This window comes from Aquimarina sp. AU474, assembly GCF_900312815.1.
Taxonomy (GTDB): domain Bacteria; phylum Bacteroidota; class Bacteroidia; order Flavobacteriales; family Flavobacteriaceae; genus Aquimarina.
On record NZ_OMPE01000004.1, the window covers coordinates 258011 to 281534 of the forward strand.

Genomic DNA, 23524 nt, shown 5'->3' on the forward strand with positions numbered 1-23524 from the left:
AATGAATAAATTAAAGCGTTTTCTACTTGTTGATGATAGTAAAGCGACTAATTTCTTTAATAAAACTATAATAGAAAAGATAGCATGTGTTGAGGAGATTGTCATGGCAGAAAATGGCCACGATGCACTGCATCATATCCAAACAGGAATTGTACCCGAAGTTATTTTTTTGGATATTAATATGCCCGTTATGAATGGTTGGGAATTTATGACACAGTATCAAAATTTGGAGAATAAGTATAAAGGGTCTATTATAGTACTTATGTTGGGGACGGCTCTAAATGATGAAGAAAAGAAAAAAGCTGAAGACATTCTTGAAATAAAAGAATTTCAAGAAAAAATGTTAAATACAGAGGCAGTGAAAAATATACTTACCAAGTACTTTTAGAGTCTTTACTTCTAGTAGTTTACATTTTCTTACACAAGAATTATGTATTTCATCTGGTTTTTTTACCGATTAACCTGAAATTATTGTTTATTTTTGCCTCTTTTCTATTTTGTTCATAGATGATTACTTCTTTTGTGCCATCTTAAAAACCTAAAAACATGTTAGTTAATTGTACTTTGCTGATTGATGATGATAAGGCAACTAATTTTTATAATAAAAAAGTATTATCTAGACACGATTCATTTAATGAAATACGAGTGGTGTATAGTGGAAAAGAAGCTTTAGAGTATTTGATTGAATCAAAAGATGGTAAAAACGTAAAACCAAATTTTATATTTTTAGACCTTAATATGCCTGCTATGAATGGGTGGGAGTTTCTTGTCGAATTTAAAAAACTTAATCAAGAGATAACTGCTGGAATAAAAATTTTTATCGTGACTACTTCTTCAGACCCCAATGATATTAATAAAGCGATAGAAAATAAATTGATAAATGATTTTATCAATAAGCCATTGTCACTTGGGCTATTAGAAGATTTATTAAGCAAAGTTTCATGAAAATTATGTGTGATGGATAAAATAGAAAGAATCCTTTTGGTAGATGATAGTAATGCAACAAATTTTTATAATAAAAGAATAATTCAAAAGACCGAATTAGTAACAGAGATACTTACAGCAAAAAATGGGAGCGAAGCCCTAGATTACTTAAAGGCAGGAATTATACCCCAAATGATATTTCTTGATGTTAATATGCCCGTTATGAATGGTTGGGAGTTTATCATTGAATATCAAAAGCTGAATGAGGAATACAAGAGATCCATTATCATTTTAATGTTGGGTACTGCACTTGATGAAAACGATAGGGAATTCGCAGAAAACACTTCGGAAATTAGAGAATTTCAAGATAAAATACTTACCAAAGAAATTGTTTGCAATATGGTAACTAAGTATTTTGATCATGTAACTTCTACAATGTGTTCCTAAATACTACGAATTGAATGGTGATAATCGTAATGTAAAGAGGTATTGCCTTAAAAAGTTTGCAAATTGTCTTAACTTACATTAGTTTTAGTTACCCTTAAAAGATTTATGATTAAAGTTCAAAACTCATTAACACATCGAAACTAACGTAAAAAAAGGAGTTAAGAATACATCAGTAAGCTTTAGATTATGCTTTACTACTATTCTTGTTTTTTGTTTCATTTCTAGCGCTTTCTCACAATCCAGAGCCAAAATTTCGGGAAATATTTCTGATCAGTTTGGCAATTTACCTGGTGCGAGAGTGACTATCGAAGGAACAGATAAAATGACCACTACAGATGTTAATGGTAATTATATATTCGAAGTAGAAGAAGGGGAGTATATCGTTAATGCTGGATTTGTTATGTATACTTCTGTATCTAAAACAGCAACTGTAAAAGTTGGAGAAACCTTTCAATTAGATTTTGTTCTAGAAACGGGATTTTCTATGGATCAACCGGTCTCCTTAGGGTCTAGAGCAAAACCAAAATCTCTTTTAAAAAATACTGCGGCGGTAGATATTGTTTCTCCTCAACAATTAACCAATTCGTCACAAATAGAATTAAGCCATATCCTACATTATCTAATTCCTTCATTTCATTCAACTAACCAGACGATTGCAGATGGGACTGATCATATTGATCCAGCAACACTTAGAGGACTTGGACCAGATCAGGTTTTGGTTTTGGTTAATGGTAAAAGAAGACATAGTAGTTCATTGCTCAATGTTAATGGTACCATTGGTAGAGGTTCTGTAGGAACTGATTTTAATGCAATACCTATAGCGGCAATAGAACGTATTGAGGTTTTGCGTGATGGAGCAACTTCGCAATATGGTTCTGATGCTATCGCTGGTGTAATCAATATCATACTGAAAAAACAAACTGAAATTATTCAATTAGATAATAGAGTTAGTGTAACTACAGAAGGAGATGGGTTTAGTTTGTATTCTTCTGCAAACTTTGGTTTAAAAATAGGAACTGAGGGATATATAAATGTTACCGCAGAATATAGGGATAGAGATGCTGTGAATCGTGCAGGAGATTATACCGGTACTGTTTACACTGATGATGTGGCAGAAGATCAAATTTTAATTGCGCAAAATAATTTTTTTGAACAAACTGGGTATTCCAATAGACGTGTTATGGAAATTGGGAGTGCAGAAACTCAAAATCTTACATTGGCTTTTAATGGAGAGGCTAAAATGTCTGAATCTGCTACATTTTATTTTCATGGAGGTAGGAATTATAGAGAAGGAAGATCTAAGGGCTTTTATCGTTTCCCGAAGAGTCAAGATAGAGTAGTTCTAGAATTGTTTCCAAATGGTTTCTCTCCCGAAATACTTACAGATATACAAGATGATGCGGTCGCAGGAGGGATTAAAGGAGTGAAAAATGGATGGGATGTAGATTTTAGTCACTCAATAGGTATTAATACATTAGATTACACAGTTAACAATTCTAATAATGCGTCATTAGGAATAGCATCGCCAAGAACTTTTTATGCAGGAGGGTTTGCGTATAAACAAAATACAACTAACCTAGATATTTCTAGAACATTTGATTGGCTTAGTGGTGTGAATATAGCCTTTGGAGCCGAATTACGTGTAGAAAATTATCAAATTATTGCAGGAGAAGAAGCTTCGTATGTTAATGGAGGAAGTACCTTTATAAATGATTTGGGAGTAGAGCAACCCAGGATTACTGGCGCTCAAGTTTTTCCTGGATTTCAACCTGAAAGCGAGTTAAATCGTTTTAGAACAAATACTTCGGGATATTTGGATGTAGAGGCCAACTTATCAGATAAATTATTAGTTAGAGGAGCTGTACGATATGAGGCATATAATGATTTTGGAGGTCAGACTATTGGTAAATTATCTGGTCGATATAGGATCAATGATGATTTAAGTTTAAGAGCTGGATTCTCAACAGGTTTTAGAGCGCCATCCTTACACCAGGTATTTTTTCAAAACATTAGTACGCAATTTGTAAACGGAGAAAGCCTTCAGGTAGGTACTTTTAATAATGAAAGTGCTATCGTGACTGAGGCTTTCGAAATAGGACAATTAAAACCGGAATTATCCAGCCATTTTAGCGCAGGATTAAGTGGGAAATTTAATGATAATTTCACCTATAGTATAGATTATTATTTAATTGATATAGAAGATAGGATAGTGCTTTCGGGGAGATTTGCCGAAGGTTATGAAACTATTCTAGAACCTTTTGATGTAGGTGCTGCTCAATTTTTCACTAATGCAATAGATTCTAAAACATCAGGAGCAGATGCTGTTTTATTTTTTAAAACTCCGATTAATAGAGGTGAGTTAAATGCATCTTTGGGAGTAAATCTTACTAAAACCAAGGTTAAAGGACCGATCATGGTCTCGCCAGCACTAGTTGGACAGGAAGAAGTTTTATTTAATAGAGAAGAAATCGCAAGAGTTGAGTATGGTCAACCCAATTATAAAGTAAACTCCTTACTGTTATATGATTTTGATAAGTTTAGATTTCAGATGGTCAATACTGTTTTCGGAGAAGTAAAATTTATACATCCACAAGATGGAGATATTGCCAATTGGGTATTGAACGAATTTACAGGAAATGTTGAAACTAGAGATCAAACTTTTTCTCCAAAATTGGTTACAGATACTTCTATATCATATCAAGTAAATGATTATTTAAAATGTACAATAGGAGGAAATAACGTTTTTAATATATTTCCGGACAAACATAAACACTCTGCTAATACTGGAGACGGAAGCTTTATCTATAGCCGTAGAGTGCAACAATTTGGAGTAAATGGGGCTAATTATTTTGTGAGAGTATTACTTAGGTTATGATATGTAGATTTAAAAACATATTCGATACAAGCAATAATTTAAATAAAATAGTAGTTGCTATTTTTTTTATGGCTTTGTCTGTTAATGTTTTGGCTCAAGATTCGGGTAACGAGGAAGTCAAGCGACTACAGAGGGCTATTTTTATTTTTAATTTTGCACAACAAGTGGGTTGGTCAGATGTCGAACAACAAGAAACTTTTAAAATTGGAGTTTTGGGCCCTGATCGAACAATTATTGATCTGCAGGCAATGTCCCAAAAACGTAAGATATATAATAAGCCCGTTGAAATAGTACGTTTTCAGCAAATTCGGGAAATAAAAAATGTTCATTTGTTATATGTAAATTATAAGTATAATTATGACATACATTATTTGTTAAGAAAAATTTCGGGTAAGCATATTCTTCTTATCGGTGAGGACTATAACTTCAATTCCTCAATGATAAATATGGTCAATGTAGGAGATTCTTTTGAGTATGAAATCAATTCTAACAGAATTGAAAAAGAAGGATTTGTAATTGCTCCGACGTTAAAAAGATACGCTATTTCCTCTTCAGAAAAATGGAAACGATTATATCGAAATACCGAAAAATCTTTAAATGTAATTCAAAAAGAAAATAAGGAGCAACAATCACTCTTGGATAACAAAGAGCAAGAGATTCAAAATCAAAAAAAGAAGATTGATGTTAAAGAAGAAGAAATAAATCAACAACATAAACACATAGAGAACTTATACACCAAAAGTCAGGTGCAACAAAAAAAATATGAAGAAAAAATATTGATAGAGAGTGAATTAGAAAAGAACATTCAAGAGCAAATCTCTTTTATAAAAACACAAAGAGAAATAATAAAAGAAAGCAGTGAAGAGATACAAAAGCAGAGTGAAATTCTAAAAGATCAAAAATCAAAAATTGTAGATCAAGAAGAGGTGTTGGTTCAGCAAACTTCGGAAATTAGAAAGCAAAAGAAAATAAATATATTATTGATTAGTCTTGTTGTACTTTTCTTATTTGCGAGTTTTATTATTTATAGAGGTTACGTAGCAAAGAAAAAATTTAATAAAGAGTTACAGGAAAAAAATCTTGCAATATACGAGCAGTCACTTGAGCTTGAAGCCAAAAATAAAGAATTAGAACAATTTGCATACATTGCTAGTCATGATTTACAGGAGCCGTTAAATACTATTTCTAGTTTTATTGGTTTAATTTCTGAAGATTACGGAGAGAGTTTTGATGAAGTAGGTAAAGAGAGTCTCACGTTTATTAAAGACGCGAGTATCAGGATGAAAAAACTTATTGATGCGTTGTTAGAATATTCTAGGTTAGGGCGAGGCAAAGAGTATACTCTGGTGGATTGTAGTACAGTGTTTTCAGAATTAGAAAAAGATCTTAAAAATATCATAGAAAAAACCAAGGCCAAAATTACTGTAAAGAACTTACCTGTTGTTAAAGGCTCGGAAATAGAACTTCGATTGTTGTTACAAAATTTGATTAGTAATGGTATTAAATTTAGAGAATCAGATGTTGAGCCTAAAATAGATATATCTTGTGTTAAGATTACTGATATAAGTGAAGGGCCTAAGGAGTATTGGAAGTTTGCTGTAAAGGATAATGGAATAGGAATTCCTGATGAACATAGGGAACGGATATTTGCAATTTTTCAAAGACTTCATTCTAGAGAAAAATTTCAAGGAACAGGTATTGGTTTAGCGCATTGTAAGAAAATTGTAGAGTCTCATGGAGGTAAAATATGGTTAACTTCAGAATTTGGAAAAGGTAGTACTTTTTATTTTACGATTCCTGTGAAAAATGATTGATAATGAATAGGGTATTTAATTATGCAAGTTTTTCATTAAAAAGCATTTAGGATTTTTGGTAACCTCATCAAAAAGAGATAATTTCGCGCTTCAATCCTAGGAAAAAAACTAACTTTTGGCCCCTAAATTACTTGGTTATATTTTCTTTTTATGTATTCCCACTGTTATTTGGTCTCAGGATTTAGGACAAATTGGGAAAGCTAAGTTATTTAAGCTCACTGGTGGTGTTGCAGCAAATACTGTTTTCTACGAAGGAGAAGCTAATAGAGATCCATTTACATATTTTGTTACAGGTAATGTAAATTTGAATATTAGTGGAGTTTATAATATTCCGTTTTCATTTTCTTATTCAAATCAAAAATTTGAAAACAGTAATCCATTTTCTTTTAATAGACTTAGTATACATCCATCATATAAATGGGTAACTGCACATATTGGGGATGTAAGTATGACATTCTCTCCGTATACCTTGAGTGGACATCAATTTACAGGACTGGGTGTTGATCTTACTCCAGAAGGTAAGTTTAAGATAAGTGCAATGTATGGGCGTTTATTAAAAGAATCAGAATATGTAGAGGAAGATCCACAATCTGAACCAGCATATAAACGTATTGGATATGGATTGAAAACACTATATACAGCCGATCAATTTTCTGTCGGACTTACCTTTTTTAAAGCAACAGATGATAAAAACTCTCTAGATACGCCGGTGCCGATAGAACTGGAGTTACAAGCTAAAGAAAATATAGTAGCGAGTGTTGAAGGTTCGGTAAAGCTTTTTGATAAAGGAGAGATACGCATAGAAGCCGCATCATCGGCAATTACAGAAGACATTGATGCAGTAGGAGAAGAAGAAAGCCCCTTTATTTTATCGGCATTATTGAATAATAATGCAACTACAGAACACTTTAAAGCCTATAATGCTAATCTAACATATCAGGTGGGTCAGGGAAGCATAGGTGTTGGTTATGAATATATAGACCCTCAGTATAGAACTTTTGGAGCATATTTTTTTAATAATGACCTTGAAAACATAACACTTAACGCAACGCAAACACTTTTTGGAGATAAGGTAAATCTATCTTTTAATGGTGGGTTACAAAAAGATGACCTAGATAATACCAAGAGTTCTCAATTACAGCGAGTAGTAAGTGCCGTAAATGTTACCTATACGGCATCAGAGAAACTTAATTTTTCTGGAGGATATTCTAACTTTCAATCATTTACTAATATTAAAAATCAATTTGATTTTATCAATGAAGTATCAGAGTTAGATAATTTGGACACCTTAGATTTTCAACAGATATCTCAAAATGCTAATCTTAATGCAAACTATATACTTAAAGATACCGAGTCTAAAAGACGAAACTTGAATATTGCATTGTCCTTTCAAAATGCAATCAATAAACAAGGGGGAGAAATTACCGAAAATGGAGATTCTAATTTTTATAACGGTAACGCCGCATATAGTATGGGATATCCTAAAAGTAGTCTTAATGTTTCGACAGCGGTTAATGTTAGTTATAGTACAATAGGAGCTGATAATAGTCTCACTTTTGGACCTACAGTCTCTGTAAATAAGCAATTTTTTGAAAAAAAATTACGAACCACAGGTTCAGTGAGTTATAATCAATCTAATAGTAATGGAGAAAAACAAGCTGAGGTAACCAATATTAGGCTTAGCGGTAATTATACTTATTTAAAAAAACACAATTTTAGTTTAAACTTATTAACCCAACTTAGGAATAATATAACTAATTCTAATCAGGATTTTACTGCCACTTTTGCGTATAACTATACGTTTGATAAGTTTAAACCACGAATAAAACTGCCTAAAAGAAAAGAAAAAGAGAAAAAAGAAAAACCAAAGAAGGGTAAAAAGGCGAATAGGGATGAGATCATCCAGTTTAAGTATAGAGATTCTACATATAAAGGAACAATGTCTGAGATTAATGGTAAATTGAAGACGTTACAAAATAGCTCTTACTTTGATCATATTCCTGGTTATAAAAAAGGAGAACTGACCATGCTTCGAGAAATCGTGGCTGATCAGAAGGATCCAAAAGAGTACAGACCTAAAGCACTTGGTTATCTCAAAGAATTGTATAGTTATGAGGATTTTTTGTCTGGTTATCATGAAATGGTGTTCGAAACCATGTTGGAGTTAAGACGAGATATGCAGCGTTTGGATTATGCGTTTGAGAAAGCTTTTGTAAAAGCTAAAGTAGCTCTGGATAATCATGAACTACATGGCAAACCTATTGAGAAAAGGCGGAACGCATCTCAAAATATTCAAAAAGAATATAATCGACTTGAGCGAAATAGCGGTATTGCCTTAGGACGACTTATAGGTCATCGATGGATGTTACCTATTATTAAGAGCTATAAAAGCCTGGATAAAATAGAAAAATCGGATCAATATCTGAGTGAATTAATGGAGCTGGAGAAAGAGAATATGTTCCGGATGAGAGATAAAGGAGAAGATGCTCAAAAAATTCAGTTATATTTGATTACCCAGATTATCGACTTTTATATGAAAGAATCAATCAATCATACAGATCCAGATAAATTTGATTTAAAGTATATAGAAAAGAACTAACCTATGAAGAAACTTTTACTTACTCTTGTTCTTATTACATGTTGCGTTTTACAATCCAATGCGCAACGATTTCCTATTACTGTAGTGCCCCAAGTAAATTCACCAGCACCAGTAAATTTCTATAACTATGCAGATGGAACGACAATTAATAGTCCACTTCAAGTTCAATTGCTTCTTAGTGATATTTCGATAAGCAATCTTCAGGTTCGTTTAAAGGTATCTTTTGAAGGACAAGGTATAGCTTTTGAAAGTAGAGATTTGGTAGTTGGAGGAAACCCCTTGTTTATTGATGGTGGTGCTCCGTTGATATTAAGAAACACAGAACTGGCGCCATATTTTGAGTTTCAAAACTTAAGAGGTATAAATGCAAACATATATGCTCAAACGATACCCGAAGGAAGTTATCAGTTTTGTTTTGAAGTTTTTGATTTTGTTACAGGTAACCGCCTTTCGTCAAGAACATGTGCTACCACATATATATTTAAAAATGAACCACCGTTGCTTAATTTACCGTTGGATGGAACCAATATGGAACCTCAACCGGTTGATAATATTGTATTTCAATGGACACCACGACATATTAATGTAAGTAATGTAGAGTACGAATTAAGCATTGTTGAGATATGGGATGATGGTGTGGATCCACAAACAGCTTTTTTATCTTCTCCTCCAGTATTTCAAACTACCACTAGGGCTAATTCATTTGTATATGGCCCAGCACAACCGCTATTGTTAAATAATAAACGATATGCCTGGAGAGTACAAGCTAAGGCGTTGCAGGGAGCAGAAGAAATAGGATTGTTTAAAAACGAGGGAAAAAGTGAAATTTTTTGGTTCTCTAAAACCGAACCTTGTGCAACTCCATTTAATGTATATGCAGAACCTAAAGGGATTTCTAAAATTAATGTGTTTTGGGATGAAGATCCTTCAGTATACACAGAATATACAATTGCGTATCGTGAAGCTGATAAAAGCGGAGCACAATGGTTTACTATGCGTACTAATAGCGGATGGGCAACGGTTTGGGATTTAAAACCTAATACTACATATGAATATAAAGTAAGTGGTAAATGTAAATATCAATACGGAGAGTTTAGTCAACCACAACGTGTATCTACAGAAGCTGCTCAGGATGAAACGGCAAATTACAATTGTGGGATCGTACCTGATGAAATAGCAATAACCAATAGAGAACCAATAGATGGATTATTAATAGGAGATCGAATTACTGCTGGAGATTTTGTAGTAACGATTACCGAAATTGATAGTGAATCTGGAGGTAGAATTACCGGAAAAGGATATGTAAGAGTTCCGTATTTTGAGTTTGCACGATTTGGAGTGACTTTTAACGGGATTTTGGTAAATACTGACTATCAACTGGCCGAAGGTGAGATAGTTACCTTGTATGACCCTACTTTTGGAGAAGGGGCTACCATGACCGTTGATGTAAATACTAATGTGGGTGAAGGAGTAACAGGTGATCAAGGTGGAACTGATGATCAAGCGGTTGATTTTGTAATAGCATCTGTAGAGATTGATGAGAATGGAGCTATAGTAATCACAGGAGAAAATGGAGAAGAAGCAATTATTCCAGGAGGTAGAGATATAACCATTACAGATAGTGAAGGTACCCCATGGACCGTAGGAGAAGATGGGACCATAACTAAAGGAGAAAAAGGTGAAGGAGGAGCTGCTACTACTGATAATACTACAGGTATGGATCAGAATGGCGTTTCTCAAATATCTGCCAAAGGAGTTCGTGTGGATTTTGAGGAATCTGGCTATTATTATTTTGATGCTGCACCTAGTAATGTTGTAGATAAAGTAAAGGGTGAGTATAAAACGATTACAATTTCTGATGGTGGAGAATATATAGTGCCGCACAAAGCCATAGCAAGTATAGCAGGTCATGAAGAAGATATTATAACGGCCAAAGTAACATTTTCAGATAATACAATTACCAAAGATGATATTGCTTTTAAAACTAAAGATGGTGTAAAAGTAAATGCAACATGGAGTGGAGATATAGCCACCTTAAAACTTCAGAAAAAATTTGATTATGCGATCGAAGAGGTATTGGCAACACTAAAACCAAAAGATTCTGGCGGAAAATATGCAATAGCTGGGGTATTTAATATGGTGCATTTGGCTTCTCAAGAAGTAAAAGATATTAATGTTTCTATAGTACCTGTTAACACTACGGTATCCAATAACGTAATTGGCGGTATTAACGAAATTTATAATAAGGCAGGAGTTAATTTTAATATCAAAATAGAGGACCCTTTAAGTATTGGTAAAAGTATATGGGATATTGATGGTAATAATGCTATAGATGTAGGAGATAGTAGTTTGTTGGCTCAATATACAGCAGAAGAAAGAGCAATAAATCAGTATTATAAAGACAAAGGTAACTATGAAAAAAATCGATACTATATTTTTGTTTTAGGAAATGATATAAAGCCTTCAAAAGGAGATTTACAAGGATTTATGCCATTGAAGAGACAATATGGTTTTGCTTTTAATCCAAATAATTTGGTGAAAACCATAGCTCATGAACTGGGACATGGAATATTTGGTTTAGAACATCCATGGGATAATTATGGGTTTAGCTCAGGAAGTACCAATTGGTTAATGGACGGGAAAAATAATGGTACTGTCTTAAACCATATGGATTGGAAAAAAATCCACGCTCCTGGGTTGAAATTGTATATTTTCCAAGATGATGAAGATGGGGAAAGTGTTAGAACTTCTCTGCATAAAGAATTATCAATTAATGAAAAAAAATACTCCTGTGATAGTGAAGGTAACTGTAAAGAAGATTCAAATGGGAAGTATTATTATGCTTATTTAACACCATCAGGTGAGAGAATTATTTTGTCTCAAGATTATTCACCAATCTTTTATCATGGTATAAAGAATGATACATATATCGATTTAATTCCAGGAACACTTCATGGTTTTGTAGAAACAAAAAATAAAAGTAATAAATACTTCTCAAGAATATCTAATAATAATTTTGCTGGTTATAACAACGATTATTCTCATAAGAGTTTTAGTATTCCAAATGATGATAATTCAATTGTTATAGGATTGCCATATGGTGAATACGAAAAAACAAATAGTAAATGGTTTAATTACAAGTTTTCAAATCTTTCTTTAAAACTCTATGAAGGCGGAACTACTGAAAAACCAATACTTAGTATTTTAAGTAATGAATTTAAAAAATTAAGCCTTTTTCAATCGAATAAACCTTTAGAAAAACATAGTTTCGAAAACATTTCATCCATTATAGGAACTGAACAAACATCTGTTACAGAGGAAGAACTGAAAATTCTTAACGGTAAATATATTGACATTAATCAGTTTACTGACTTTACAACTCTAATAGAAGGGATAACGACAGTTTCTCATAATGAGAAGTCAGAGGTGTTTTTAATTGTTAAGATAGCAGAAATACAAAATAGGCACCCCGTAATGTTTTATGAGTATGCCAAATGGTTCGATCAATGGAATATCTATGCATTGACTAAAAAGAACTACTTAAATGTTAATGCTAATATTTTAAGTCAGATAATAGGGTATAATAAGGGAACATGGGAAGAGAAGCATGTAACCATCAGTAATGTTGATGATCCAAATAGCTTATATCGCCGATGGAAAGATAATGTAAGTAAACAGAACAGGGAAGAGGTTTATAAATTCTATCAAGAGTTTATTAGTGGGCTTAAGGAATACATTAAAACCGGATCAGAAAATAATAAAGAGTGCTTAGATAGTTTAGCAGAAAAAACAGCTGAAGAGATATATTATTGTGTAGCAAGGGCAAGTAATGATCAGTTACAGGGTATTTCGCAAGATAATAGGTTAAAAGCTATTGAAAAAATATTACTGAATAATTTATATGTTGGTAATGATGAAGATAATGATGATTTAAGAGATTATGAAGAAAAAGCACTTACCAGGTTACTTAAATACGTCAACAGCTCTTTTAATGAAGATGATCTTATTACATTTTTGACTAATAATACAGCTAATTATCTTTTCAAAGGAGATGATGATGATCCTGCATTGCAAGAAGAAGAAGCGCCTTATTGGAGAATTTTATTTAATAAAGTAGACGATTCTAGCTGGTTTTTCCCTGGAGATAATAGAGAGTCTTTAATGCAAATCTTACTTAAGCATTATTATAAATCGAGTAGTTTTAAGTTTGATTTGGCAGAGTTGAAAACGTATCTTTTAGATAAGCAATTGGGAGAATTGGTTGAGTTAAATTCCAAGTTAGAGAGTAATTTATTTTCTTTTCAGAACGAATATCAAAATATCCTTAGAAGAGGGTGGACTCATTTAAAACATGGCGCGGGGAATAGTGCGGGGGTAGTAGGAGCAATTTACAATTATACAGATTATCAGACTGATAAATTTCTTGCAGTAGACGCTTCTTTGACTTCGAGTAATACTATTTCTATTAAACAAAATTTGAAATGGGGCTTTAAAGTAGATTCACAGTATTCTGCTGAATACGATGCATTTGACTTTACAATGTTTACGAATTTATCCAAAAATGCTCTATTAAAATCTTTTACGTTCAAGGATGATACAGGAAAACCTCAAGCTCTTCCTGCACCCGCTTTGTTATTATATTATGCAAGTGAAGTAGACGGAGCCCAAACGAAAACGGATATAATACAAACAACTGTTGATATTGCAACATTGGTAATACCGGGAGGGCAACTAAACGCTTGGGGACGAGCATTTTATTATGCTGATAAAATAAGTTCAGTGTCAAGTATTGTGGCAACTGGTGTTAGGGAGGAAAATAACGAAATTGCAGGCTACTTAAACGCCGTAAGTTTAGCTACTGGAGTTTTGAGTATGGCAGATTTAGCTGTGTCCACTAAAAAACTTTCTAAAGTAATAGATAATGAGGCTTTAACTAATTTTGATGTTGTTAACCGAACGGAAAAATTAGCAGATTATATTAATGATGGAAATAATATTTCGGAATTAAATAAACTTAACGTTTCGGAGATAAAGCTTTCTGAAGAATTATTGAAAAAAGATATCAAGGATTTTAAGAATGCTGATATAGCGGATGCTGCAAGAATTGCAAAATTAGAAAAGGCTTTAGATAAGATTAAAAGTTTAGGTTCTAAATTAAAACCCGAACACTTAATAGATGATGTTCTTGAAATTGGAGACGATTTAGTGAACACTGTGAAAGGTAATTTAAGTGATGGAGATAAATATTTAGACGTACTAATACATAGTGCTCCTAATAATAAATTTGCTGTTTTAATAGATAATGTTAATCATGAAATCTCGGCAGATGAGTTGGCCGCTTTAATACAAGTTAAAGGATCTGATAAAACGGTAAGACTCTTAAGTTGTAATGATCAACAGAGTGCTGTAGAACTGTCTCAAATTTTGGGAAGAGAAGTCGTAGGTTCGGTTGGTGAAATGAAAATTTATGACAACGGACTTATAGAAACAGGACAATGGTATAAAGCTTATCCTAATGGTTCCTTGGATGAGTTCGCTGACCTACCCACAGGCGGTCTTAATGCTACAGATAATTACGTCACTTTAGGAAGAAAATTGTCAAATGGAATTAGTGATACAGTAAAATCAGATCTATTGTCTTTGTTGGGTGGTACCGCAAGGTATGATGAATTTATTGAAATGATCAATAGATTGCCGTCTACAATGAAGGTTGTTAAGAACTCTGATGGAATTTTAGTATTGGTTGATAAGAATGGATTTGAATGGGCGAAAATTTTTGGAGATAGATTCGAAGCCGTTGCAGGTACAGGGAAATCTGGTAATGGAGGTTGGAACAAATTATTAAATGTTGATCCGCCTTTAATGAAGGATTTTAAATACGTTGTTGATGATAATTTTATATTTCAGACAGATAATTTTGGTCGAGTTGATAGGGCAACAATTGATGATCTTCGAATAGGCTCGAGACCACGAAAAGAAGATTATCAACAACATACTAAGAAAGTGAAAGATGGGAAACCAAATGATGATGGAGGGCATATTTTTAGAAATCAATGGGCTGGCCCTTCAGAACAAATTAACTATTTCCCACAAAATTCTGCTCAAAACCAATATGGTGAATGGTATCAGATGGAGAAAAGTATTTCCGAATTAAAAGAAGCAAGTGGTAACGCTAAAATTTCAGCTGAAATGCAATTTGTTTTTGAAGGAAATTCTAAACGCCCTAAGGAAATAAGAATAATAGTAACCAAAAACGGAACACCTGCGTCTATTGGTCCTTTCGTAATAAAAAACCCATAAAAAATGAATATAGAGATTAATAAGAAACTTTTCGAAATTTTGGAGAATGTTGAATGGGATAAAGCAATTTTTACTACACAATATTCTAAAAGTGGTTCTTCTAATCCAAAAATTATGTTTTCATACCAAAATGAATTAAATCCTTTGGGTGGATTTGGAGTTTTTGATATCTCAGAAATAATTGATGAAAAATATAATAAACTAATTAATGATCAAGTAAATCGTTTTAATAAAGTTGAAATAGAAGTATTTTCTAATGGAAAGCAAAACGAGAAATTTTGGTGGGACGAAGAAAAAGAGAAATTAGATAAATTAAATACAGCGAATGTATTTTATCAATGGATTAATGACAAAATGATAATGTCAATTTTTGAGTATGAACAAAAGAATGATATGATTCCTACCTATATCGATGATGATGGAGAGCTACAGTATGATAATAGTTGGGATAATGGGGTGTTTGTTTTTAAGATTAAAGGAGGTAAATTGAATACATATATCAAGTTAACAAAGGACCTTAAGGAAAGAGTTTTGTTGATGCCAATTTCAAATGAATTCGAAAAAGCATTTTTAGAGCATTTTAGAATAACTAACGAAGAATTGAAAGATGATTGGGAAAAATGGAATGTACTAGAGGTTAAATCACCTCATAATTCCATCCCTTATGATACTTTTGATGAATACATTTCATATACATATGATGACTTGTTAACATAAACATTTTTTTACATTTATAAATGTATGTGTAAAAGTTATAAATGATATTTTTGAAAAGGAGATTAAATAGATTGTATAATCTTGATAAATTCTTTTTTGGAAATAATATAAACTCTAAAAAATTGGTTTACTAACGTTTAGCTCAAAAAATGCTCTAAAAATTGTTAAGATGCAGTTAATTTTTGTATTTTCGCTCTTCCAATGTTGGCCCCTAAATTATGACATTAGAATTACTACTTCACATAAGTATATTCCTTTTTGAAATCATAACGATTTTATGCGCCTCTATGTTGGGTATTTCTACACTGTACCACATTTTAAAACCTAATCATCAATTTTTTATAAACTAACCTAATTATGAATAAAATTGTACTCTTTTTACTTACATCTATTTTTATAACCGCAGTTTCGCAGGCGCAAGAAATTAAATTCGGAGTTAAAGGGGGATTAAACCTTTCAACATTGTCTGGAGATTCTCCAAATATTAGTGGTCGAACTTCTTTTCATGGGGGTGCTGTACTAGAAGTTAAGTTTAATGATAAGTTTGCACTTCAACCAGAATTATTATACTCGGAGCAAGGAGCATCGGCCGAAAATGGACAACTCGTAAATATAGAAACCAAACTTCGATTAAACTATATCAATATACCCATATTAGCGAAATACTATTTGACTAAAGGATTAAGTGTCGAGGCAGGTCCGCAATTGGGGATTTTAATAGATGCAGGGGTGCAAGATACTATAGACGGTGTGCTACAGGGAGAAGAAGATGCAAAAGATCAATTCAAGAACATTGATTTTAGTTTTGGTTTCGGTTTAGGATACAATTTGACACAACACTTTTTTACACAGGCTAGATATAATGTAGGCTTATCTAATGTGTTTGAAGATGATAATAACTTTGAGGATGCGAATGGTGTCTTTCAGTTATCGGTAGGTTATTTATTTTAATCAAAATAATACTACTCGACAATAACAAAATACTAACACATTAATAGGGGTTCTTATTTATGGCTAGACAATTACGATTCCTTACAATTATATACCTTTTACTATCTGTAACCACTCATGCGGCTACAGATTTTGGTATTACTAACAATACATCTATACATCTTAAATTTCTAAAGGGTGTTTCAGAGACTGAAGTAGAAAAAAGTGATAAGAACAAGGATACGTTATCCGAACCTATTGAGATTTCGGCTATCAAAAAAACCGCATTACCGGTAAAAGCTTTTCGTAATTTTAAATCTTTAGATAGATTTGATATTCCAGAAGTGGTTTCCAAGCCAATGATGGAAGAGATAAAAGAGGGGTTCCAATTTAATACCCAGGATTCTCTTAAAAATAAGAAATGGTTGGATATGGCAGAAAATACATTTGCCACTATCGACCAAAGTCAAAACTATGTAGATCTCCTTACCGAAGATGTTCTTCAAGAACTACCTGTTGCGATCAGTCCGCAAAAAATTAGTAATGTAACATATACCGTTGGTATTGCAAAAGCTGTTTTTAAACCAGCCTTTACAGAATTGACTGTTTTTCTTAAAGTTGAAACACCCAAAGGAGTTCTTATTTTGGGAGGAAACGATATTAAATTATCTCATGAAGGAGGAATTGTTGGTGATGCTAAACTGGCTTTGATTTCGCAATTTACTTTTAATTTTGATAGTGGTAAAGTGTTAGTTACCCTAAAAGGAAGTTTTGAAGAACCTGCTACCTATGCCTTGATTGATTGTTCAGGGTTTAAAGAATTAGGAATCGATGCCGACATCAAATTTTCGAACACTTTTTTATATCCAGTAGATAAAGATGGTAAGGAAAAATTGGGTTATGTAGAATCTAGTTTTAGAACCGTAGTTGGAGATTGGAATGATATTGTTGTAAATATATCATTACCCGAGTTTGGTGTAAAAGGTTTAAAAGGAACAACATTTAGGTTAAATACTGCAATTTTTGATTTTAGTGATTTACGCAATGATCCTGCGATGCCAGGAAGTTACTTAAGTAAATATTATAGCGAAAATCCAGATTTGTGGAGAGGAGTGTATATTAATACCCTCGAAGTTGTATTGCCCAAAGAATTTAAAAAGAAAAATCAAGATAAGAGAGTAACTTTTGGTGCCTCAAATTTGATAATTGACTCTCAAGGAGTAACCGGAAAATTTATTGGAGAAAATATAATTTCTATCGATGAAGGATCTGCATCCAAATGGAAGTTTTCATTAGATAGGTTTTTAATAGATATAGAAACAAATAGACTACGCGCAGGAGAGTTTGATGGAGAGCTCGTATTGCCAGTTTCTAAAATAGATCGCTTAAAGTATGCCGCAGTTATACAGCCAGATGAATATACACTAAGAGTAACCAGTACCAAAGATATTGATTTTGATGTATGGAGTGCTAAGGTAATTTTGACCAAAGACTCTTTTATAGAGATGAAGGTTAAAGACGGTAAGTTTAAACCGAAAGCCAATTTGAATGGTACTGTAAATATAGCCTCTGGACTAAAAGGAGGAGAGGACGATAACAATAACAATGCATCCGAATCACAAGATAAAACTGTGGATTTTAAAGGAATCGTTTTTGAAAATATGCTTTTGCAAACCGAGTCTCCAAAATTCTCGGTTACTTATTTTGGGTATCGAGGAGAGATGAAAATTGCCAATTTCCCGCTTACAGTTAATGAAATAGGTTTGCGAACGCCTGCAGGGGGTAAAACAGCAGAACTTCTGTTTAACTTTAATATAAATCTTACATCAGAGAGTGATGGAGGTAATGGAGGAGGATCGACTCTTATCGTAAAAGGGAAACTGGATGAAACCGACGGAAGAGATCGTTGGAAATTTGATGGAGTAAAACTGGAGCGTGTATTTATCCAGATGGAAGTTGCCGGAATGGAACTTAAAGGTGCAATCTTTATCTTCGATAATGACCCAACATATGGGAAAGGATTTGCTGGTGCTGTAGGTGCAAAATTTACAAAGGGAGTAAAGCTAGATGTAGAAGCAAAAGCACTATTTGGTAGGACTCCAGAATTTCGATATTGGTTTGCTGATGCCAGCGTGACTATACCATCGGGAATACCAATTTTTACAGGTTTCGCACTTAACTCCTTTGGGGGCGGTGCATCTAACCGTATGAAAATGGCAGGGGTTACCAATGATCCAAATGCAGCATATACTCAAATTGGAGCATCTACATCAGGAGTGATCTATAAACCAGACGTTAATAGTGGATTAGGATTAAAAGCCTCGGTAGGAATTATTACCCAAAACTCTGAAGAATTATTTCATGCTACGGTAGAGTTTGGAATGACGTTCTTAAAATCAGGAGGCCTTCAAGATATTTATTTCAAAGGTCATGGTGAGTTAGTTGCGGCTTTACCAGGTAACTTCTTTGAAACACTAACCGATAATTTAGGAGATATAGCTTCAGTAGGGGGCACGATAGGTCTGCCAGCTCAATCACCTAGTGGAGCAATGACTGTAGATGTGTTTATTGGTTATGATTTTGTAAATAATATTTTCCATTCAACATCAGAAATCTATATCAATTTTGGAATACTAAAAGGAGTAGGACCTGGAGGTAGAGCAGGGTGGATGGATTTTTATGTAGCACCAGATGAGTGGCATATTTTAATAGGTACACCAGATGATCCAGTAGGTATTGCTTTAAATCTGGGAATTCTTAAACTAGAGACACGTAGTTACTTTATGGCCGGTGATGGCCTGCCAGGTAGTCCACCACCGCCATCAATTGTGGCAGAAATACTAGGGATAGATGCATCTGAATTAGATTATACACGAGATCTTAATGCTTTAGAAGCAGGAAAAGGACTAGCTTTTGGTGCACATTTAAGTGTAACAACAGGAGATCTTTCGTTCTTGATATTTTATGCTCGCTTCGATGCAGGAATTGGTTTTGATATCATGGTCAAGGATTATGGTGATGCACGTTGTAAAGGAAGTACAGAACAAATTGGTTTAAATGGATGGTATGCTAATGGCCAATCATATGCATATCTTCAAGGAGAATTAGGGCTTACATTTAAACTATTTGGGTCGAAGAAAAAAATACCCATTATAAAAGGAGGAGGGGCAGTTATTCTTCAAGCAAGATTACCTAACCCTGTGTGGTTTAGAGGATATTTAGGAGGGCATTATAATTTACTTGGTGGTCTAATCAAAGGTAGATTTAGATTTAAAGTAGAATTAGGAGAGAAATGTGAAATAGTAGGCGGTAGTGTTCTTGATGGGATAGTAGTTATTGGTGATATGACACCAAAAGAAGGTTCGGCAGATGTAGATGTATTTGCAGCACCACAAGTGGTGTTTAATCTACAGATTAATAAAGTTTTTGAAATTCCTGATGAGACAGGGGATAGAAAATATAGAATATTATTAGACAAATTTGATGTCTCTAAGGATGGTAGCCCTATCGTTGGAGAAGTGAAATGGAATAATAAAAATGACGTAGCGGTATTTTATTCGCATGAGATACTGCCACCTAATGCTGGATTAAAAGGATATGTACAAGTCCATTTTGAAGAATATGTCAATGGAAATTGGCAAAATATAATGGATGAAGGCAAAGTAGCCATAGAAACTAAGGAAGTTAATTTTACGACAGGTGAGGCCCCCAAAACTATACCTTTAAGTAATATAGCCTATATGTATCCAGCCGTTGGGCAAAAGAATTTCTTTATAGACGAATACGAAACAGGGTATATTAACTTGAAACGTGGGCAATCATATCTGTTTGATGCTGTTCCTAATTGGCAGAAATCCATGAACATGAATGGTAATAATGGTGTTGATGCACAAGAAAGCTTTGGATATAATAAAGGCAAAAAACAATTGTCATATAGTTTGCCTAAAAATATGAATACACAGGTAGGTTATTCGGTTCAAATTCAGTTAATCCCCCCACAAAGTGATATATCAGCCAATGTAATAGAATCATATTCTAAAGAGAATTTGGGAGGAGAAGTTACTTCAGATGATGATAAAACAGGTTCGTTTGCTGGAACATCTGGAGGTAATGTATCTGGGTCTGATGTCGAGTTAAAAAACAGAACTGCAGATGGTGTAATTACACAAGGTGAAGAAAGAGAGTTGTTGACCTTCGAATTTGGAACGAGTCAATACACAACTTTTGATAAGAAAATGAGGCAAATGAAAGAGAATAAAGAGTTGTATGAACATGTTACATATCCTTACGGATTAACATTATCCTCTGCAATTGATCCTCTAGAGCCTTTTGATCTTTCAGAATTAGTAGGTAGCGATTATACAGGAAACACACCATTGGTTATCGTTAGAGCCGTTCCGGATGATTCTTATTATAAGAATCAAATATATCCAATGTTGTATCAAAACTATCCTTTAGAAGGTACAATCACTGTGGATCGAGATACCGAAAAAGTAGGAGTTCCGCCACTTGAAGGAGTAGAACCACAATCATGGTATTTGACCTATCTAGAAAACGAATACACTGGTGAGACAGAGTTGTATAACCCGTATCGCTATAACTTGACGCATTATTATCATCAAGATTATGAAGATTTAAGATATAAATTAGTGAATTCTGAAACGGCAATTAATGAAAGTAAATATGCTAAACTAATTACAGAACCTTTCCCTTTAATGAGAAAAGGAAAGTATAAAACAGAGTTGAAATATGTATTGCCTGGACAGGTTAAATCTGGAAAAATACAAACGGTAAAATATACGAACCCGTTATATGATTGAATTGAAGAAAAATAGTAAATTTATAATAATACTTCTGGTATTCGTTTCTTCTTGGACTATCCAAGCGCAAGAACCTATTGGAGAGGAAAAACCCGAAGTTAAGGTTATAGGTAGAGCTACCAAAGATGCAATTATGTTGCGATGGGGAGTGACTACGCCTTTAGCTTGGAAATATGCTAACCAATATGGTTTTACTATAGAACGTAAAACTATCGTAAGGGCCGGGGTTATTCTTCAAAGCCCAGAGGTAGAAAAACTTACCGCTACTCCTATTTTACCTAAACCTATGATGGAATGGGAAGAGTTTAGTAATCGAGATAATAATGCAGCTATTGCAGCTCAAGCAATATATGGAGAAAGTTTTAATGTAGAACTAGAACAAGGCGGGGATGATATTATTAGTATTATAAATAAAGCTGAAGCTCTAGAACAGAGATTTTCCTTCGCTCTTTTTGCCGCTGATCAAAATTTTGAGGTGGCGAAATATTCAGGATTAGCTTTTATAGATACAAACGTTAAACCTGATGAACAGTATTTGTATAGAGTCTTTACTGCGATACCCCCAGAAAAACATCAGGTTAAATTTGGCGGAGTATATATTGGGTTAGCAGATTTTCAACCATTACCAGAACCCAAGGATTTTGTTGGGGTATTCAATAATAAAAGCGTGATGTTAAGTTGGAATTTTGTATTGCTTAAACGACAATATAATAACTATATCATAGAACGATCAGAAGATAATGGAAATACCTTTAATTCTCTTGAAGATGTTCCTATTGCTAATCTGGGTGAGCGTGAAAAAAATCCTTCGGATCGAATGTTTTATGTAGATAGTTTACCAAGAAATGATAAAGATTACTATTATAGAATTAAAGGGATATCTCCTTTCGGAGAAGTAGGTCCGCCTTCAAAAACCGTGTATGGTTCGGGAAGAAAAGCGTTAGTCTATAATCCAGCCATAACAGAAGCCAAATTACAACCTGATAATAACAGTGCTATAATTACGTGGGAGTTTCCAGACGAAGGATTAGTTTCTTTATCGCATTTTGAATTAAACAGATCGGATTTGGTAAAAGGAAATTATCGGGTGGTGATTCCAAAAATTTCTAAAGGCTCACGAAGTACTTCGTTTGCCAACCTTAATTCGGTGAATTATTTTACAATTACAGCAGTAGGCTTAGATGGTAGTAGACGTGTATCATTCCCACAAATGGTGCAACCTGTTGATGATGTGCCTCCTTCTGTTCCTATTGGATTAACAGGAACTATAGATTCTACAGGAGTGGTTCAGTTAAATTGGCAACTCAATACCGAAGCAGATTTCTTAGGTTACCGGGTGTTTAGAGCAAATTTAGATAATGAAGAATATACACAGATCACATTTAGACCTATTCCTGAAAGTAAAATTATTGATACTGTAAATATCAAAACATTAAATAGCAAAGTATATTATAAGGTTCAATCTTTTGATCAGCGATATAACCCGTCTGGATTTTCAGAAGTATTAGAACTTAAAAAACCAGATATTATACCCCCTACTAAACCAGTATTTACTTCGTTTGAAGCAGACAAAGGGGTTGTAACTTTAAAATGGATAACCAGTAGCAGTCTGGATGCGGCGAAAACTTTAATCTATAGAAAAGAAAAAGGAGGAGAGTTACCATGGGAGTTAATCGCTGATATAGGTTTGCCAGAGAATAGTTTTGAAGATATTACTGCAAAACCTATTGTGGTGTATTTGTATACCATGGTGACTATGGATGAATCTGGTTTGGAGTCAGAACCGGTTACCCCGTTAACTATAAGTTTACCAGATAACAAACCAAAACCTGATATAGATAGATTTTCTGCATTGGTAAATCGTGAAGAGAAGAAGATTGGTTTAAGCTGGAAGTACAAACAAGAAGAAGTAACAGAGTTTTCTTTATACAGAGCTGAAGAAGAAAAAAAACCAACATTGTATAAGGTTTTTAAATCAGATAAAGGAAATTTTGTAGATACAGATTTAAGAATTAATTCTAAATACACCTATTTATTACAGGCGTCATTTAGTTCGGGAGCAAAGTCTCCAATAAAAAAAATTGAAGTGGAATATTAA

The 23524-nt window shown here is 33.5% G+C and carries 11 protein-coding genes; all 11 read left to right on the forward strand.

The genetic code is table 11. From position 1 onward, the window contains the following. Position 1: 1 nt before the first annotated feature. The 11 genes from DK508_RS02390 to DK508_RS02440 all read left to right on the forward strand — a co-directional run bounded on the left by DK508_RS02390 (position 2) and on the right by DK508_RS02440 (position 23524). Positions 2-388: a response regulator gene (locus DK508_RS02390; RefSeq protein WP_109299145.1), complete on the forward strand. Its 387-nt coding sequence runs from the start codon at positions 2-4 to the stop codon at positions 386-388. A gap of 158 nt (positions 389-546) precedes the next feature. Beyond that, positions 547-945 (forward strand): response regulator, encoded by a 399-nt coding sequence (locus DK508_RS02395; protein WP_109299146.1) that lies wholly within the window; start codon positions 547-549, stop codon positions 943-945. Between the two features lie 12 nt (positions 946-957). Beyond that, the gene (locus tag DK508_RS02400; protein WP_109299147.1) at positions 958-1371 is read left to right on the forward strand and encodes a response regulator; all 414 of its coding nucleotides are present in this window, start codon (positions 958-960) and stop codon (positions 1369-1371) included. Positions 1372-1588: 217 nt separating this feature from the next. Next, positions 1589-4246: a TonB-dependent receptor domain-containing protein gene (locus DK508_RS02405; protein WP_255411286.1), complete on the forward strand. Its 2658-nt coding sequence runs from the start codon at positions 1589-1591 to the stop codon at positions 4244-4246. A 68-nt stretch (positions 4247-4314) separates the two neighbouring features. Next, entirely contained in the window at positions 4315-6060 is a 1746-nt protein-coding gene (locus DK508_RS02410) for a YfiR/HmsC family protein (protein WP_160114529.1), read from the forward strand. A gap of 115 nt (positions 6061-6175) precedes the next feature. Next, entirely contained in the window at positions 6176-8659 is a 2484-nt protein-coding gene (locus DK508_RS02415) for a hypothetical protein (RefSeq protein WP_109299150.1), read from the forward strand. Between the two features lie 3 nt (positions 8660-8662). Next, positions 8663-14959 carry a DNA/RNA non-specific endonuclease gene (locus DK508_RS02420; RefSeq protein WP_109299151.1) on the forward strand — a complete coding sequence of 2099 codons (6297 nt, stop codon included), beginning with the start codon at positions 8663-8665 and terminating at the stop codon, positions 14957-14959. Positions 14960-14962: 3 nt separating this feature from the next. Further along, on the forward strand, positions 14963-15676 hold the full coding sequence (locus tag DK508_RS02425; protein WP_109299152.1) for a hypothetical protein: 714 nt from the start codon (positions 14963-14965) through the stop codon (positions 15674-15676). 357 nt (positions 15677-16033) lie between these two features. Continuing rightward, positions 16034-16627: a porin family protein gene (locus DK508_RS02430; protein WP_109299153.1), complete on the forward strand. Its 594-nt coding sequence runs from the start codon at positions 16034-16036 to the stop codon at positions 16625-16627. A 59-nt stretch (positions 16628-16686) separates the two neighbouring features. Further along, positions 16687-21426 carry a hypothetical protein gene (locus tag DK508_RS02435; protein ID WP_109299154.1) on the forward strand — a complete coding sequence of 1580 codons (4740 nt, stop codon included), beginning with the start codon at positions 16687-16689 and terminating at the stop codon, positions 21424-21426. After that, a complete protein-coding gene (locus DK508_RS02440; protein WP_109299155.1) occupies positions 21419-23524 on the forward strand; it encodes a fibronectin type III domain-containing protein in 2106 nt (701 codons plus the stop codon). The genes DK508_RS02435 and DK508_RS02440 overlap by 8 nt, the downstream gene beginning before the upstream one ends.